General features: G+C 64.1%; 16 protein-coding genes. 12 read left to right on the top strand and 4 right to left on the bottom strand.

The genetic code is table 11. The annotated features are described in order from the left end of the window. Positions 1-37: 37 nt before the first annotated feature. Both RX327_RS36755 and RX327_RS36750 read left to right on the top strand, forming a co-directional pair. Entirely contained in the window at positions 38-1102 is a 1065-nt protein-coding gene (locus RX327_RS36755) for an aromatic ring-hydroxylating dioxygenase subunit alpha (RefSeq protein WP_050382664.1), read from the top strand. A gap of 350 nt (positions 1103-1452) precedes the next feature. Then, positions 1453-2448, top strand: a complete 996-nt coding sequence (locus RX327_RS36750) for an alpha/beta fold hydrolase (protein WP_317251406.1) — start codon at positions 1453-1455, stop codon at positions 2446-2448. Between the two features lie 75 nt (positions 2449-2523). Here RX327_RS36750 and RX327_RS36745 read toward each other — a convergent pair whose 3' ends face one another. Next, on the bottom strand, positions 2524-2874 hold the full coding sequence (locus tag RX327_RS36745; RefSeq protein ID WP_063199776.1) for a RidA family protein: 351 nt from the start codon (positions 2872-2874) through the stop codon (positions 2524-2526). Positions 2875-3322: 448 nt separating this feature from the next. On the opposite strand from RX327_RS36745, the gene RX327_RS36740 reads away from it, so the two are divergent. From RX327_RS36740 to RX327_RS36725, 4 genes are all read left to right on the top strand, one after another. Beyond that, complete coding sequence (locus RX327_RS36740) at positions 3323-4201, top strand: DUF427 domain-containing protein (protein WP_317248801.1); 879 nt, start codon at positions 3323-3325, stop codon at positions 4199-4201. 36 nt (positions 4202-4237) lie between these two features. Continuing rightward, positions 4238-6001, top strand: coding sequence for an MOSC and FAD-binding oxidoreductase domain-containing protein (locus RX327_RS36735; RefSeq protein WP_050382666.1), 1764 nt, complete (start codon positions 4238-4240; stop codon positions 5999-6001). A 42-nt stretch (positions 6002-6043) separates the two neighbouring features. Further along, on the top strand, positions 6044-6502 hold the full coding sequence (locus RX327_RS36730) for a VOC family protein (protein WP_202814533.1): 459 nt from the start codon (positions 6044-6046) through the stop codon (positions 6500-6502). Between the two features lie 551 nt (positions 6503-7053). After that, entirely contained in the window at positions 7054-7413 is a 360-nt protein-coding gene (locus RX327_RS36725; protein ID WP_028334583.1) for a hypothetical protein, read from the top strand. 92 nt (positions 7414-7505) lie between these two features. Here RX327_RS36725 and RX327_RS36720 read toward each other — a convergent pair whose 3' ends face one another. After that, a complete protein-coding gene (locus RX327_RS36720) occupies positions 7506-9164 on the bottom strand; it encodes an FAD-binding dehydrogenase (protein WP_317248800.1) in 1659 nt (552 codons plus the stop codon). A 278-nt stretch (positions 9165-9442) separates the two neighbouring features. Here RX327_RS36720 and RX327_RS36715 point away from each other — a divergent pair, with 278 nt between their 5' ends. The 5 genes from RX327_RS36715 to RX327_RS36695 all read left to right on the top strand — a co-directional run bounded on the left by RX327_RS36715 (position 9443) and on the right by RX327_RS36695 (position 13769). After that, complete coding sequence (locus RX327_RS36715; RefSeq protein WP_317248799.1) at positions 9443-9910, top strand: hypothetical protein; 468 nt, start codon at positions 9443-9445, stop codon at positions 9908-9910. Positions 9911-10065: 155 nt separating this feature from the next. Continuing rightward, entirely contained in the window at positions 10066-10254 is a 189-nt protein-coding gene (locus RX327_RS36710) for a hypothetical protein (protein WP_038377541.1), read from the top strand. A gap of 18 nt (positions 10255-10272) precedes the next feature. Next, positions 10273-10863 carry an SCO family protein gene (locus RX327_RS36705; RefSeq protein WP_317248798.1) on the top strand — a complete coding sequence of 197 codons (591 nt, stop codon included), beginning with the start codon at positions 10273-10275 and terminating at the stop codon, positions 10861-10863. Positions 10864-11017: 154 nt separating this feature from the next. Beyond that, complete coding sequence (locus RX327_RS36700; RefSeq protein WP_317248797.1) at positions 11018-11974, top strand: transporter substrate-binding domain-containing protein; 957 nt, start codon at positions 11018-11020, stop codon at positions 11972-11974. 160 nt (positions 11975-12134) lie between these two features. After that, positions 12135-13769, top strand: coding sequence for a lysine--tRNA ligase (locus RX327_RS36695; protein ID WP_317248796.1), 1635 nt, complete (start codon positions 12135-12137; stop codon positions 13767-13769). Between the two features lie 12 nt (positions 13770-13781). Here RX327_RS36695 and RX327_RS36690 read toward each other — a convergent pair whose 3' ends face one another. Continuing rightward, positions 13782-14714 (bottom strand): 2-dehydropantoate 2-reductase, encoded by a 933-nt coding sequence (locus tag RX327_RS36690; protein ID WP_050382676.1) that lies wholly within the window; start codon positions 14712-14714, stop codon positions 13782-13784. A gap of 259 nt (positions 14715-14973) precedes the next feature. Between RX327_RS36690 and RX327_RS36685 the strand changes: the two genes are divergently transcribed. Then, on the top strand, positions 14974-15759 hold the full coding sequence (locus RX327_RS36685; protein WP_225160951.1) for a class II aldolase/adducin family protein: 786 nt from the start codon (positions 14974-14976) through the stop codon (positions 15757-15759). 188 nt (positions 15760-15947) lie between these two features. On the opposite strand, the gene RX327_RS36680 is transcribed toward RX327_RS36685, so the two are convergent. Further along, positions 15948-16601 (bottom strand): helix-turn-helix transcriptional regulator, encoded by a 654-nt coding sequence (locus tag RX327_RS36680; protein WP_317248795.1) that lies wholly within the window; start codon positions 16599-16601, stop codon positions 15948-15950. Positions 16602-16774: the final 173 nt, after the last annotated feature.

Below are 16774 nucleotides of genomic sequence, written 5' to 3'. Positions count from 1 at the left end.
ACCTCGTCGCAACCAAATCTTGCATCGGGAGGGTGAGATGGCTGACGACGGAATTTTCCTGCGCAACACCTGGTACGTGGCGGCGTGGAATCACGAACTGATCGACGGCAAGATGGTCGCGCGCACCATCCTGGAACGGCCGATCGTGCTCTATCGCGGGTCGAGCGGGAAAGTCGTCGCGCTGGACGACCGCTGCTGCCATCGCGCCGCGCCGCTCTCGATGGGACGCGTCGAGGGCGACGACATCAGGTGCATGTATCACGGCATGAAGTTCGCGGCCGACGGCAAATGCATCCAGATCCCCGGGCAGGACACCATCCCCGCCAAGCTCGGCGTGCGCAGCTATCCGGTGGTCGAGCGCTACAATCTGATCTTCATCTGGACCGGCGATCCCGAGAAGGCCGATCCGAAACTGATCCTCGACTATCCGCCGCTCGAGGATCCCAGATGGCGCGGCCTGCCGGGTTACATGCACTACAAGGCCAACTGGCTCCTGATCGTCGATAACCTCAGCGACTTCGCGCATCTCGCCTTCGTGCACACCAACACGCTCGGCGGCTCCGAGGAGTATGCCTACAAGACCAAGCCGGTCGCGATCGAGAAGCTGGACGACGGTTTCCGTGTCGAGCGCTGGCACATGGGCGCCGAGCCGCCGCCCTACCACAAGAAGGTGATAGCGAACAAAACCGACAAGATCGACCGCCGCAATATCGGCCGCATGATCGTGCCCGGCATCTTCACGCTCGACACCACGTTCGCGCCGGCGGGGCAGGGCGTCGAGAAGGGCGTCCAGGTTCCGGGCACGCGGTCATATCGCAACGCGCAGTTCATGACGCCGGAGACGCGCTCGACCACGCATTTCTTCTGGAATTACCTGCACGATTTCGACATCGACAACCCGAACATCGCACTGTCGCTGCGGCACAGCCTCGAGGAAGGGTTCAACGAGGACAAGGATATCATCGAGGCGCAGCAGCGCGTGTTCGACGCCGATCCGGACTATCAGCTGCTCGCGATCGGCGCCGATGCGCCGCTGACCTATTTCCGCTGGCTGTTCGCGCGCAAGCTCGAGGCGGAGAAAGGCACGGCACGCGCCGCCTAGTCCGCTGAAACGACGGCTTTTGCTGCTTGGCAGCAAACCGCGCCGGGGTCGCGAGATCGTGACATCCCGGCGTGGCTGCCGTTGCAGCCGGTTTGGCGTAAACTGATCCGACCCGAATTTGTCGGTCCTTGATCAGCGTGAAGGTGGTCCGCGTTGGCCAGACTATCCCGGTAGCGATCAATCGGTGAATGAGCTTGCCCGAAAAGACGAATCGATCGGATCGAAGTGCGAGCACCAGCTGGGCGCAGGACGCCTGGCTATGGCCGTTTGAAGCCGCGCGATTGGCGCTGGACATCTACTCGCAGTGGTACCCCATTCGTGCGCCCGAGCCCGCAGATTCGCCGGGCGAAGTGGCGGCGCTGCCCTGGACGACAGCCCATTCGGTCGCGCTTCAGCTGCCGTCGATGTGCCTGCTGGATTTCTCAAGAGCGGCCGAAGGCCGGCCGCTGCTGGTCTGCGCGCCCTATGCGCTGCATCGCGCGCAGATTGCGGATCTTGCCCCCGGCCACAGCCTGATGGAGGCGTTGCAGAAGGCTGGCGTTGCGCGTCTCTATCTCACGGATTGGCGCTCGGCGGCACCGGAGATGCGATATTTCTCGATCGACACCTTTCTGTCCGATCTCAACGTGGCCGTCGACACGATCGGGCCGCCGGTCGACCTTGCAGGTCTCTGCCAGGGCGGATGGCTGTCGCTGCTCTACGCGGCGCGCTTTCCAGCCAAGGTGCGGCGGCTGGTGCTTGCCGGCAGCCCGGTCGACGTCTCGGTATCGTCGGAGCTTTCCCGGATGGTCGCCTCGCTTCCACCGCAAGGCTTCGAGGCGCTGGTCCGTCAGGGGGGTGGGATCATCAGCGGCAAGCATATGCTGCAGGCCTGGAGCATCCCGTTCACCATGCGTGACGCGGAAGCGGCGCTGCAGAGGCGGCTCGATCGCAAGTCGGAGGATGCGCGGGCGTTGCTCGATCGCTTCACGCGCTGGAATAGCGAGACGCTCGATCTGCCGGGCACCTACTACCTCGAAGTGACCGACTGGATCTTTCGCCAGAACCGGATCGCGGCTGGAGACTTCCTCGCGCTTGGCTGCAAGATCGATCTCGCTGCCGTCAAGCAGCCCGTCTTCGTGCTCGCCGCAGAGAACGACATCGTTGTTCCGCCCGACCAGGCATTTGCGACAGCGCGGCTCTTGGCCACGCCGCCCGCGTGGCTGCAATGCCATACCGAGCCGTGTGGTCATCTCGGACTGTTCATGGGCTGCAAGGCTCTCGCCGGTTCATGGCGCCGGATTGCCCGCTGGCTTCAGTCCGATCTCGGTGAGGCTGCCGGCGAGCGCGCGCGGATCAGCGCGTGAGTGCAAGATGAAAATGCCCCGAACTGCGCTTTGCAATCTGGGGCATCCGGTATCCTTGGATGACGTGCGTCGCGTCTATTTCGCCGCGACAACCATGATCTCGACGGTGTATTGCGGGGCAGCCAGCTTGGCTTCGACGGTGGCGCGCGCCGGGGTGTTGCCGGGCGAGACCCAGGCGTCCCACACCGCGTTCATCTCGCCGAAGGTCTTCATGTCGGTGATGTAGATCGTTGCCGACAGCAGCTTCGACTTGTCGGTGCCGGCCTTGGCGAGGTGGCCGTCGATGGTCGCCAGGATGTCCTGGGTCTGCTTCGTCACGCTTTCGCCGGCCGCCTTGTTCGCGACGACGCCGGCGAGATAGACGGTGTTGCCGTGCACGACGACCTGGCTCATGCGCGGACCGGTTTCAAAACGCTGAATGCTCATTGGGGATCTCCACTGAATGGCGGGCATGTCTATAGCGTTTTCAAGCGACGTGGCTACCGGTTCGCGTGGAGAAAACGCGTCAAAACAAGAGATCGACAGGTTTGGTCCTGATTTGATCAGAATCAAACCTCTAGCGCGTCAGGGCGACCACCGCCACTGCGCATTTTGCAGCGCGCACCTCATGGAAATCGCGGCCTAAAGCGTGATGAGATTAGGTTCAACTGGAACGGCGCCGAAGGTTTACCTCTCTCCGGCGGGGGAGAGGGAAACCGAAATCGCGTCAAGCAGATCTAACCAAGACACATCCTGCTTTAGGGAGTGGACTCCATTAGGCGTAACTAAATTCGGATCGATGCGAGTTTGACGAACGCCGGTCGAGGAACCTTGCCGCCGGATCTGCGTTCGGAGATTGCTGGCGGGCTCGAACATCGAATCCATGGGGGAGACCATGGGGCTGTCCTGGCAACAAGGTCCACTCTCAACGGGAGCAATCGGCCGGTTCCTCGTGCCCGAACCGCTGCCCAAGAGATTGTTGTACGTCGAGCGGTTGCGCCGGCGTATGCGCGTTCGCTTCGGGGGGATCTGGATCGCCGATAGCGAGAATGTCCTCCTGTTCTTCGAACCGGGCCGCTATCCGGTCGCCTATTTTCCGGAGACCGACATTTCCCCACGCGTCCTTGAACGCACCGAACATACCACCCAACACGCCGATCTCGGGCTCACGTCCTGGTACAGCGTCCGGGCCGACGAGCAGCACGTCGCACCGCGAGGGGCATGGCAGCACACCAGCCTTCCTCCCCATGCGAGCGAACTGCAGGCACGCGTTGCGTTCGCTTGGCGGGCTATGGACGCTTTCTACGAAGAAGACGAACGAATCGTGGGCCATGCCGCTGACCCCTACCACCGCATCGATATCCGCCGCGCCTCCCGTAACCTCGTGGTCCGCCATGGTGACCGGATCATCGCCGATACCAAGCGGCCGCTCGTCCTCTACGAGTCCGGCTTCGCGCCGCGCTGGTACGTTCCACGCGCCGACATCGATGAGTCCACCCTCACTCCCGTGAAACTCCAGACCTTCTGCCCATACAAGGGGCTCTGCAGCTACTACTCCATCGATGAGGCACGTCTGGCGGCATGGGGGTATCCTGACCCCTATCCCGAGGTTCGCGTCATCTCCAACCTGGTGTCGTTCGAACCGGATATCGTCTCGGTCCATCTCGATGGCACCCAGCTCCATCTCGAGCCGGGCCAGACGGTGGTTGCGCATGGCCCAGATCGCAACATCGACGTCTCCGAGGTGGTCCATGAGCCAGGTGGCGGCGGCTAGGAAGCACCTTCGGTCCCTATCAAAGTGGAGTGGGGCATGGCGCGACTGCTGTCGGTGAACGTCGGACTTCCGCGTGATATCGAATGGAAGGGCCGCACCGTACACACCGGGATCTGGAAAAATCCCGTGCGTAGCCGTTGTCGGGTCGGCCGATTGAATCTGGATGGAGACGGTCAAGGCGACCTGAGCGGCCACGGGGGTGAGCAGCGAGCCGTCTTCGTCTACCAGATCGAATCGTATCGCTACTGGCAGGAACGGCTGAAGAGGACCGACTTCGTCCATGGACAGTTCGGCGAGAACTTCACGATTGAGGGATTACCCGACGATGCCGTTGGCATCGGCGACCGTTATCAGATCGGCGGCGCAGTGTTCGAGGTTACTCAGCCCCGCGTGACCTGCTATCGGGTCGGCATTCGGATGAACGAGCCGCGGATGCCGGCATTGCTGACATCCAGCGGCCGTCCGGGGTTCTACTTCCGCGTCCTGCAGGAAGGCGAAGTAGGCGCCGGCGACGAAATCATGAAGGTGGGAGAGGCGAATGAGCGAATGACGGTCGAAGAGATCAACGCGCTTCTCTATTCGCCCAATCATCCACGCGATCGATTGGAGCGCGCCTTGCGGATCGAGACGCTTTCGCCCGGATGGCGCGTGTCGTTTGAGGCGTTACTGCAGAATCAGACGACTGGCGCGGGAAGCGGCAACGCAGGGCTCGCGCCGGCAGCGGCTGCGCATCCGGCTGCACCAGGATTTCAGCCGCTCACGGTGGCAGCGATAGATCAGGAGTCCGCGGACGTCCTCTCCCTGTCGATGCGGCATCCGGACGGTCAGCCGCTGCGACAGGCTCTGCCCGGTCAGTACGTGGTCTTACGTCTTCGACGGATCGGCGGCGGGCCGCCACTCTTTCGCAGCTACTCGCTCTCGGGTCCCCTCTCGACGGAGCGCTACCGGATCAGCGTGAAAGTCGAGCCGGATGGGGCAGCCGGAACCTACCTGCGGGAGCATGTCCGCATGGGCGATGTTCTCGACGTCAGCTCGCCGCGGGGAAGCTTCATTCTGCAGTCGGGAGCGCGGCCCGTGGTGTTGCTCAGCGCGGGAATCGGAGCGACGCCTGTGCTGGCAATGCTTTACGCGCTGGCGGCGGCCCGCTCGACACGGCAGGTCTTGTGGCTGCACACGGCTCGCGACCGGCAGCACCATCCATTTGCCGCCGAAGTCCGCCGACTCATGCCCGCACTCACCCGCGGCCGCAGCTATGTCTGTTACAGCCGGCCAGGCTCGCGCGACAAGATGGGCGAGGATTGCGACGCGACCGGTCACCTGTCGCGATCGGTCCTCGACAAGGTCGGCATCCCGCGAGAGGCGGATGTCTACCTCTGCGGGCCGACTCGCTTCATGGCAGACATGAAAGAGGCGCTCGCAGCCTTGGACGTGGCGCCGGAGCGGATGCATGTCGAAATCTTCAACGGCAGCGAGTCGATGACTCCTGGTGTCGTCGGCGCAGCGACGCGAACTCCTCATCTGCCCAGGGACGACGCCAACACCGGTCCGCTGGTATCGTTCGCGCGAAGTGGCATCGCCGCGCACTGGAAGGCGTCCGCCTACCAGAGCATTTTGGAGCTGGCCGAAGCGTGCGACGTCCCGGTCCGTTGGTCGTGCCGGACCGGTGTTTGTCACAACTGTGAGAGCGGTTTGGTTTCGGGCGAGGTCGCCTATGGACCCCAGCCACTCGAGAAGCCCGCTGACGGCAACCTTCTCGTTTGCTGCTCACAACCGATTCGTGACGTCGTCATCGATTTGTGAGCCTGCGGGCGACGCAAATCAGACCGAAGAGGAGGCGTGGGCGTGATCAACACAACCAGCGCAACCGGCATAAAGCTCTCAGTCGAGGTGATCACGTTGCCGGTGAGCGATGTCCAGCGAGCGTTGCGGTTCTACGTCGACCAGGTCGGCTTCACGCTCGACGTCGACTATTCGCCGAAAGACGCATTTCGCGTCGTGCAGCTCACTCCACCGGGCTCCAGTTGCTCGATACAGATCGGTCGCGGGCTCACCGACGCGCCCGCCGGATCACTTCGCAACGTCTATCTCGTCGTCACCGATGTTGAGGTTGCGCGGAGCCGCCTGCTCGAACGTGGGGTCGAGGTCGGTGAAGTCCGGCACAAGGTGCCCGTTGATGCCTGGGATGGAGGTTTCGCACCCGGGCTCGACCCTGCTCGCAGGGACTACGCCAGCTTCGCCGACTTCTCGGACCCGGACGGCAACAGCTGGGTGTTACAGGAACGGGGGTACCGCAACGTATGACGCGCTTGTGGGAGCATTGACTAGAGAACGAAAGGAGTTCCCATGCGCACAGGCAGGAGCGCGGCGGCGGCTCCTCGCGCTATTGCCTGACCAAGCGCGGCGAGATGCTGAAGCCGATGCTGCAGGCACTCTACGATTGGGGCGAGGCCAACGCAGACACGTTCGGCGTCCGCTTCCTCAGCGCGGAGGCGGACTAGAGCAGGATGAGATCAAGCTGTGGCCGCGAACTGAGGCGCGTTCGCTCTCCCGCCCGCGACGTGGAAGCGTCAATTGCAGAAGTCCGCAAATGGCCTATGCGACAGCCTTGGGCGAGGGACATTTGCGCAATTTCGGAATATTAGAAGAATACGTCTGAGTTGCCCGACGTGTCAAGTTGCTTGGTCGAGCGCGGGCCACTGCCGGCTACTTTGCATGGGGTTGTTTTCGATATTTTGGCGACGGTCCCGTAAGTTCATGCTGCACCGGTCGAGAGAGCCGGTTTCCGGCCGGAACCTTAAGCAAGGAGAGCGCGTTCTCGCGGGATGTTGGGGGCAATCAACAAAGGAATGCTCATGCACATCCGCATCTCTACGGCATCCGTCATCGTTGCGGCGCTCTCGCTTGGAACACCTGCCTGGGCGCAGGTGCAGGGAACGCAACCGAAGGCGCTGCCGCAGGCTCAATCTGACCAGCCCAATGCCATCCGGAGCATACAGGTCGTGGACGTCAAGGATCTCAAGCCTGAGGTCCGGTCAAGGGTCGAGGCTGTCGTCGCAAAGGCAAGCGAAGACGACCTGCGGAACCTTCGCGGTTCCATCGACGCATCTGAAGAAGCGGTATCCGCGCTGAAGGCGAAGGGCCTCAGCTCGGCACAAGTTGTCGCGGTCAATCTCACCAACGGCATTCTGACGCTTTTCACCAGGACGGCCTGATCGCAACACGGCCTGGGGAACTTCCGCTCAGCAAGAAAAGCCCGCTGGTTCACGCCGGCGGGCTTTTCGACTGCACCTCAGAGTAGCACGCGTCAATTCACCGCCTTCGCCGCCGCACGTCCTGCGTTGCGCCCCGAGAACAGGCAGCCGCCGAGGAACGTTCCTTCGAGCGAGCGGTAGCCGTGCACGCCGCCGCCGCCGAAGCCGGCGGCTTCGCCGGCCGCGTAGAGCCCGCGGATGATCTGGTGATCCCTCCCGAACACGCGGGAGTCGAGATCGGTCTCGAAGCCGCCCAGCGTCTTGCGGGTGAGAATGTTGAGCTTCACCGCGATCAGCGGCCCATGCGCGGGATCGAGGATGCGGTGCGGGGAGGCGGTGCGGATCAACTTGTCGCCGATGTAGCGGCGCGCATTGTGGATGTTCATGACCTGCGCATCCTTGACGTAAGGATTGGCGATCGCGCGGTCGCGCGCCTCGATCTGGGTTTTGATGGCGTCGAGCTGCAACAGGTTGTTGCCTGCGAGCTTGTTCATGGCGCCGACGAGCTCGGCGAGATTGTCGCGCACGATGAAATCGGCGCCGTGCTGCTTGAACGCCTCCACCGGCGCCGGCGCACCCTTGTTGGTGGCCCGGCGCAAGGTCATGCGCCAGCTCTTGCCGGTCAGGTCGGGATTCTGCTCCGAGCCCGACAGCGCAAACTCCTTCTTGATGATGCTCTGGGTCAGGATGAACCAGGAATAATCATAGCCCGTGGACATGATGTATTTGAGCTGGCCGAGCGTGTCGGAGCCCGGGAACAGCGGCGCCGGCAGCCGCGTGCCCGTGGCGTCGAACCACATCGCCGACGGGCCGGGCAGGATGCGGATACCGTGGCGCGGCCAGATCGGATTCCAATTCTGGATGCCCTCGACATAGTGCCACATCCGGTCGCGATTGATCAGCCGCGCGCCGGTCGTTTCCGTGATGCCGATCATGCGGCCGTCGACATGCGCGGGCACGCCGGAGATCATGAATTTCGGCGGCTCACCCAACCGCTTCGGCCAGTTCTGCCGCACCAGCTCATGATTGCCGCCGATGCCGCCGGAGGCGACGATCACGGCCGGTGCACGGAAGGAAAAATCGCCGACGACGTTGCGCGAGGAACTTTTGCCGCGCTCGACCGAGGTCGGTTCCAGGATCACGCCGCTGACGCCGTCGACCACACCGTTGGTGACGCTGAGCGCATCGACACGATGGCGGAACCTGAAGCTCAGCCGGCCGCTCTTGGCAGCCTCGCGCGCGCGGCGCTCGAACGGCTCGACGATGCCGGGGCCGGTGCCCCAGGTGACATGGAAGCGCGGCACCGAATTGCCGTGGCCCATCGCGTCATAGCCGCCGCGTTCGGCCCAGCCGACCACGGGGAAGATGCGATGGCCCATCGCGCGCAGCCAGCCCCGCTTCTCGCCGGCCGCAAACGCCACATAGGCCTCGGCCCATTTTCGCGGCCAGAAATCCTCGTCGCGGTCGAATCCCGCGGAGCCGAGCCAGTCCTGCATGGCCAAGTCGAAGGAATCCTTGATACCGAGCCGGCGCTGCTCCGGCGAATCGACCAGGAACAATCCGCCGAACGACCAGAACGCCTGCCCGCCGAGCGATTGCTCGCCTTCCTGGTCCACGACGATGACGCGCTTGCCCGCGTCGGCGATCTCGGTTGCGGCCACGAGACCGGCAAGTCCCGCGCCAATCACGATCACATCTGCATCGTCAGCCATGTTTAGGTCCCCCGTCCCGCAGAGATTCAAGACCGCCTCATTGCGTGCGGTCAACGCCAAATGGACCTTGCCTGTGGCGGCGGAGCACCAAGCACGTGCGCCGCGCTGTTCCAGTTTGGGACCTTTCCCCACTTTCACTGCAGCGTGCGCGCAACACCCAATTTGAATTTGTTTTGACCGGCTTCGCTCGTCTGGACAAAAATCCGCGCGCACAACACGCTCACGATTGTCTTGCATCACAGACCAAACAGATTCGGTTTCGACTGGGGCTGGCCAAAATGAAGTTGATGACGGGGTTGCTCGCTGCGGTTCTCCTGCTGGCGGGAATGGGGGTGTCTCAAGCTGTAGTCAGGATCGCCGACGATCGCGGCGGCAAGATCGGCGTCTATGTCGACAGGTATCAGGACCTGCGGACTTCGGGCGAGACGGTCATCATCGACGGCCTCTGCGCCTCCGCCTGCACCATCGTCCTCGGCGCAATCCCGCACAACCGGATCTGCGTGACCTCGCATGCGACGCTCGGCTTCCACGCCGCCTGGGATTTCGGCTCCAACGGCCGCGCCGTCCCCAATCCCGAAGCCACCCATATGCTGTACCTGATGTATCCGCCGGCGGTACGCAGATGGATTTCGGAGCGTGGTGGCCTGACCCGGCGCATGATCTTCCTGCGCGGCAAGCAACTGCAGGCGCTGTACAAGCCGTGCTACCTCAACGCCCAGGCCTCGGCGCCGAAGCCCGCGCACTAGGCTCCGGCTGCTTCTCTGTTTGACGTTCGTCGGCCATTGGCCTGGGCTTACGTCGGGTTATGGACGAGCAGGCGCCGGAACAGCTCGCCATCATTTGACGGCCTGCGGCCGCCATTGCGCTTGCTGCCTGCCGGAACCGGGCTTATCTCAGGCTCATGATTCAGCCGATCTCCACCCGATCCGAGCTCGTAACGGCTCCACAGACCCGGGTGGCGTTTGCGATCCTGTGGGGCGCGGCCGGTATCGGCGGATTGGCCCTGCTTGCCGCCGCCGCGCTCTGGTTCCACTACGGGACCGCGGTGTTTTTCGAAATGATCACGGCCGGCATCTCCGCCTGCTTCTGACAAGGACGCTCTCGCATCATGCCCCGGACCACGCGCCCATTGGTGATCTTCGCTGCCTTCGCGGGCAGTCTGGCGGTCGGCCTGTTCCTCATGCTGTGGGCGATCGGCGGCTTGCGCACCGTTGCCGCGCCGGCCGCGATCGGCGGGCCGTTCCAGCTGACCGACCAGAACGGCAAAGTCGTCACCGACAAGAGCCTCAAGGGCAAGCCGACCCTGATCTTCTTCGGCTACACCCATTGCCCCGACGTCTGCCCGACCTCCCTGTTCGAGATCTCGGAGGTGCTGAAGGCGATGGGCAAGGACGCCGATCGCGTGAATGCCTATTTCGTCTCGGTCGATCCGGAACGCGACACCGCCACCGCGATGAAGGACTATCTGTCGAGCTTCGATCCGCACCTCGAGGGCCTGTCCGGCGATCCCGCCGAGACCGCCAAGGTCATCAGCTCCTACCGGGTCTATGCCAAGAAGGTCCCGACCAAGGACGGCGACTACACCATGGACCACACCGCGCTGATCTATCTGATGGACCGCGACGGCCGCTTCGTCTCGCCGTTCAATTTGAAGCGGACGCCGGAGGAGGCGGCGGCTGATCTCAAACGGTACCTCTGATCGCCATTTCCGGTTCAGAATTAACCCAATCGGCGCTCGCTTCAGGCGCTGATTCGGCTATAAGCCGTTCAATTTCCTGAAATTGCCGGTTATGCCAAATCCCTCTGTCCAGCCCTTTGCCGTCCGTTCGCGCCAGCTTCGCCTGGCCGCGAGCATGATCGCGGCTGCCTTGCTGGCCCTGGCAGGTCCTGCGATCGGGCAGACGCCTCCAGCGCAGCCGCCGGCGGCCAAGGCGGCTCCTGCGCCGGCTCCGCCCACTAGTCCGGCGCCGGCTGCACCGCAAACCGCGCCCGCGGCCCCGGCGGCAACACAGCCGGCCCCGCCCAAGGCCGCCGCCGAGGCAGCCCCGCAGGCCGTGCCCGGCTTCTGGGACCCGCGCCGGCGACCGGAGCGGCCGGACCTGTCGCGCCTGACCGTGATCCGCTTCCTGACCGAGACCGACTATCCGCCGTTCAACTACACCGGCGCGGACGGCAATCCGGCCGGCTTCAATGTCGATTTCGCCCGTGCGCTTTGCGAGGAGATCAAGGTCACCTGCACGGTGCAAATGCGCCGCTTCGAGACGCTGGTCGACGCGCTCACCTCCAACCGGGGCGATGCCATCATCGCCTCGATGGCGGTGAGCCCGCAGCTTCGCGCCCGCGTCGACTTCACCGATCCCTATTACCGCGTGCCGGCGCGCTTCGCCTCGCGCAAGGACGCGGTAATGCCGGAGATCCGGCCCGAATATCTTGAGGGCAAGAAGGTCGGCGTCATCGCCGGCTCCGCGCATGAGGCCTACCTCAAGGCGATGTTCACCGACGCCGAGATCCACTCCTATCCGGATAACGACGCGCTGCGCGCGGCGCTGCGCCGGGGCGAGGTCGATTTCATCTTCGGCGACGCCATCTCGCTGGCGTTCTGGATCAACGGCACGGATTCCGGCGATTGCTGCGCCTTCTCCGGCGGCCCCTTCGTCGAGAGCCGCTTCTTCGGCGAAGGCATCGGCATCGCCGTGCGCAAGGGCAACGACGTGCTGCGCCAGGCCCTGAACTGGGCGATGTTCCGGATCTGGGAAAAAGGCCGCTTCACCGATCTGTGGCTGCGCTATTTCTCGGTCAGCCCGTTCTAGCTCCGTCATTCCGGGGAGATGCGTAGCATCGAACCCGGAATCTCGAGATTCCGGGTCTGGTGCTGACGCACCATTCCGGAATGACGACAAACTTCCCGTCGTTTTGCATTTTGCCGCGAAAGCGTTAGTTTTCGCGGCCTTTTTGGAGAGAACCTGAGGAATGTCCGTGATTGATCCTTCTGCCAGCCCGAGCGACCTGCGTGCGCTCGCCGAACAATCCAACGCCTGGCCGTTCGAGCAGGCGAAGGCCATTGTCGCGCGGCTGAAGAAGAGCCCGAAGGACGAGGTGCTGTTCGAGACCGGTTACGGTCCCTCCGGACTGCCGCATATCGGCACGTTCGGCGAGGTCGCGCGCACCTCGATGGTGCGCCATGCCTTCCGCGTGCTGACGGAGGACAAGATCAAGACCCGCCTGCTCGCCTTCTCCGACGATATGGACGGCCTGCGCAAGGTGCCCGACAACGTCCAGAACAGAGCGCCGCTGGAAGCCAATCTCGGCAAGCCGCTGACTAAGGTGCCCGATCCGTTCGGCACCCATCCCAGCTTCGGCGCGCACAACAACGCGCGGCTTCGCGCCTTCCTCGACCATTTCGGTTTCGATTACGAGTTCGCGAGCTCGACCGACTACTACACGTCGGGCCGCTTCGACGCGACGCTGCTGCGCATGCTGGAGCGGATCGAGAAGGTGATGGCGATCATGCTGCCGTCGCTGCGCGAGGAGCGTGCGGCGAGCTACTCGCCGTTCCTGCCGATCTGCCCGCGGACCGGCCTCGTGCTCTACGTGCCGGTGACGGCGCACGACGCCAAGGCCGGCACGATCTCGTATGAAGATCCCGATACCAAGGAGACCGTCACCGTTCCTGTTACCGGCGGCCGCTGCAAGCTGCAGTGGAAGGCCGACTGGGCCATGCGCTGGGTCGCGCTCGGCGTCGACTACGAGATGGCCGGCAAGGACCTGATCGATTCGGTGAAGCTCTCCGGCGCGATCGCCAGGGCGCTCGGCGCCACGCCGCCCGAAGGCTTCAACTACGAGCTCTTCCTCGACGAGAAGGGTCAGAAGATCTCGAAGTCGAAGGGTAACGGCCTCACCATCGACGAATGGCTGCGCTACGCCTCGCCGGAATCGCTGTCGCTGTTCATGTATCGCGAGCCGAAGGCGGCCAAGCGGCTCTATTTCGACGTCATCCCGCGCAATGTCGACGACTACCAGCAGTTCCTCGACGGCTTTGCCAAGCAGGACGGCAAGCAGCAGAATCCGGTCTGGCACATCCACAACGGCAAGCCGCCGAAGGGTGACATGCCCGTCACCTTCCAGCTGCTCCTGACGCTGGTCTCGTCGTCGAACGCGGAGAATGCCGAGACGCTGTGGGGCTTCATCGGTCGCTATCGTCCCGGCGTGACGCCGCAGACGCACCCCAAGCTGGACGCGATGGTCGGTTACGCCATCAACTACTACCGCGACTTCGTCGCGCCGACGAAGCAGTTTCGCGTGCCGACGGACGGAGAGCGCGCGGCGTTGCAGAATCTGCGCGATGCGCTCGCCAACATGCCGGCGAACGCGAGCGCGGAGGACATCCAGAACGTCGTCTACGAGGTCGGCCGCCGCGAGCCGTTCCTCGACCAGGTCAAGAAGGGCAAGGACGGCCGTCCCGGCGTCACGCTCGACTGGTTCAACATGCTCTACCAGGTTCTGCTCGGCCAGGAGAAAGGCCCGCGTTTCGGCTCCTTCGTCGCCGTGTACGGCGTGCAGAACGCCGTCAACATGATCGACGGCGCGCTGGCGCGGTCGTCGTAGGGATCGCGGCGCTCATCGCCGCTCGGCCTGCGCCGCGTCGCGCAGGCCGTCGCTGGTGGCGCGCAACAGCGTCAGCAGCAGGCCGTTGAGCGGCGTCGGCACGCCGTGCCGTTCGCCGGCCGCGACGATCGCGCCGCTGAGAGCATCGGCTTCGAACGGGCGTCCCGCGACACGATCGAAATACATCGAGGTGCCGGCGTCTGGCGGATAGGTCAACAACGTCGCCAGCATCAACTCGGCCTCGTCGCGCGCGAGCTGGGCGCCGTCGGCGCGGCCGACATTCGCGGCCTCCTCGAGGATGGCGTGGCACAGCGCCTTGACGTCCGCGCGGCGGAACACCGCCTGCCGCTGCAAGGTGAGCGCGGTGATCGGATTGGCGACCGCATTGAGCAGAAGCTTGCGCCACGCCAGCGTGGTGAAATCGGCGGAGCGCCGCACGCGCATCGCCGTACCATCCAGCAGCCCTTCGAACGCGCGTCCGTCCGTGTCATCGGCAACCGCGAATTCATGCTGGCCGGCGCGGCGGAAACGGACGCGATCCGGCGCCAGCCGCTCGCCGTTGTAATAGACGATGGTCGGCACGACGGTGGCGGCGCCGACCAATGGCGCCAGCCGCTCGGCGTGGCCGATGCCGTTCTGCAGCACCGCGACGCGCGTCCGCGGCCCGCACAGCCTCTGCAGCCAGGGCGCGCTCGATTCCGTGTCCTGCGCCTTGGTCGACAACAACACCCAGTCGACCGGCGTCACCTCCGCCGGATCGGTGAGGGCGCGCAGCGGCACCTCCACCGTGCCTTCCGCCCGCTCGACCGTGAGCCGATCGAGCGGGCGCCGAACACAGGCGATCACGTCATGCTTGTCGACCGCCCGCAGCAGGCCGGTGATGATACCGCCGATGCTGCCGAGGCCGACGATGGCGATGGTCTTGCGGTCGGATGGTCCTGTCATGGCGTAACTCTGGGCTTTGCGGAGTGTGTTGCGTTGGGTTGGAAAGTCAGGCCGCTCATGTGGCTTTCCGCCGCAGCCAACGAAGCCGTCGATCCGCCGTCTTCGCAGCGCATCATCACATAATGGTGGCGAGCCCGCAAAATTCGGATAGCAGGCCATCGGCAATTTCACCGGAGCCTGGCGCCGGATTGCGCTACAGTCGCATCCATAAAATCAGCACGGCCTCCGCCGAGAGGCCGGCACAGATGGGAGCATGCGCATGCAGTTCAGGGTTTCGCCGACATCGCTGCAGGACAGTTCGAGCGCCGAGGAATGGCAGGCGCGGGTCGATCTCGCGGCGGCGCATCGGCTCGCCTACATCCACGGCTTTTCGGAAGGTATTTTCAACCATCTCACCTTGGTGGTGCCCGGCCGCACCGACCGTTACTACCAGATCCCGTTCGGCATGCACTGGTCGGAGGTGACAGCATCCTCCTTCATGGAGGTCGGCATCGACGATGCCGAGGTGAAGCGCGGCGAGGGTGAGGTCGAGCGCTCCTGCTATTGCATCCATGCGCCGATCCACAAGGCGCTGCCGCAGGCCAAGGCCGTGTTCCACACCCACATGCCCTATGCGAGCGCGCTGACACGGCTCGAGGATCCGCGGATCAAGGAGATCGGGCAGACCGAGGTCGGGCTGTCGGAAGCGATTGCCTATGACGATCTCTACACCGGCCCCGCGCTCGATCCCGAGGAAGGCGCACGGCTCGCCAAGGTGATCGGCAACAAGACCATCCTGTTCATGGCCAATCATGGCATCTCGACCGTCGGCGAGACGGTCGCCGATGCGTATGACCGGCTCTATTACATCGAGCGCGCCGCGCAGGTGCAGATCTATGCGATGTGGACGCAGCAGCCGCTCAAGCAATTGCCGCAGCATGTGGTGGAGAAGACCAAGCGCGATTTCCGCGACGACCATCTCTACAACGGCCCGTCCCCGGCGCAGCGGCATTTCGATGCGCTGAAGCGGATGCTGGATCGCAAGGAGCCGGACTACGCGACGTAATTCGCGTCAAACTCCACCGTCGTCCCTGCGAAAGCAGGGACCCATAACCACAGGCTCGAGTTGTGGAAGTGCGCTGGGGCTCCAGCGCGGAGCAGTAACAATCATCGGTGGTTATGGGTCCCGGCGCCCGTGCGCAATTGCGCACTAGGCCGGGACGACACCGTTGTTGTGGCGTCTCGCGATGACCGCTACTGGCTCGCCCACACGACGCGCGCGATCCACGCGACTTCCTCGGCATCGAGCATGCGGTCGGGGTGCTCCGGATTGAGCGATGCGAGTTCCAGCATCTTGGCGGTGCGGCGTCTCAATTCCTTCACCATCACCTCGCCGCCGGTCGTGCGCACCACCACGCGGTCGCCGCGGCGGATCGCGGTCGCGGGTGACACCACGATGATGTCACCTTCGCGATAGGCCGGCTGCATCGAGTCGCCCTCGATCTCCAGCGCATAGGCGTGTTCGTCGGTGGTCGCCGGCAGCGCCACTTCGTCCCAGCCCTTGCCGGCGGGAAAGCCGCTGTCGTCGAAATAGCTGCCGGCCCCGGCCTGCGCGAAGCCGATCAGCGGCACCGACTGTCCGCCGCGCGCGCCATCGCCGAGCAACTGCACGAAGGTCTCCATGCTGGCATTGCTCGCCGCCAGCGCCTTTGCGATCGATTCGGTCGAGGGCCAGCGCTCGCGGCCGTCGGCGGTGATGCGCTTGGACCTGTTGAAGGTGGTGGGGTCGAGCCCGGCACGCTTGGCAAGCCCGGACGGCGACAATCCGGCGCGCGCCGCCAGCCGATCCAGCGCGGCCCAGATCTGCGCGTGGGTCAGCGGTCGGGTGGCTTTGGGCTGTTTGGCCATCGAGGAGATCCCGGATGGTAGGAATTATTGCCTGAAACTTCGATTTTCGCAAATCTGCCGTCGGATCTGTCCCGACACCGCTTGAGTTGCGCCGCCGCCGCCGATACGGTCCCTCGCTCGCCAGATGGCGTCTGGGGCATTCTCCCCTCAAATCCGGATAAAACCCCAAGAGA

This window comes from Bradyrhizobium sp. BEA-2-5, assembly GCF_032918025.1.
Lineage (GTDB): Bacteria > Pseudomonadota > Alphaproteobacteria > Rhizobiales > Xanthobacteraceae > Bradyrhizobium > Bradyrhizobium pachyrhizi.
Note: the sequence above shows the minus strand (reverse complement) of the source record. Positions and strands in the feature narration are given on the sequence as shown.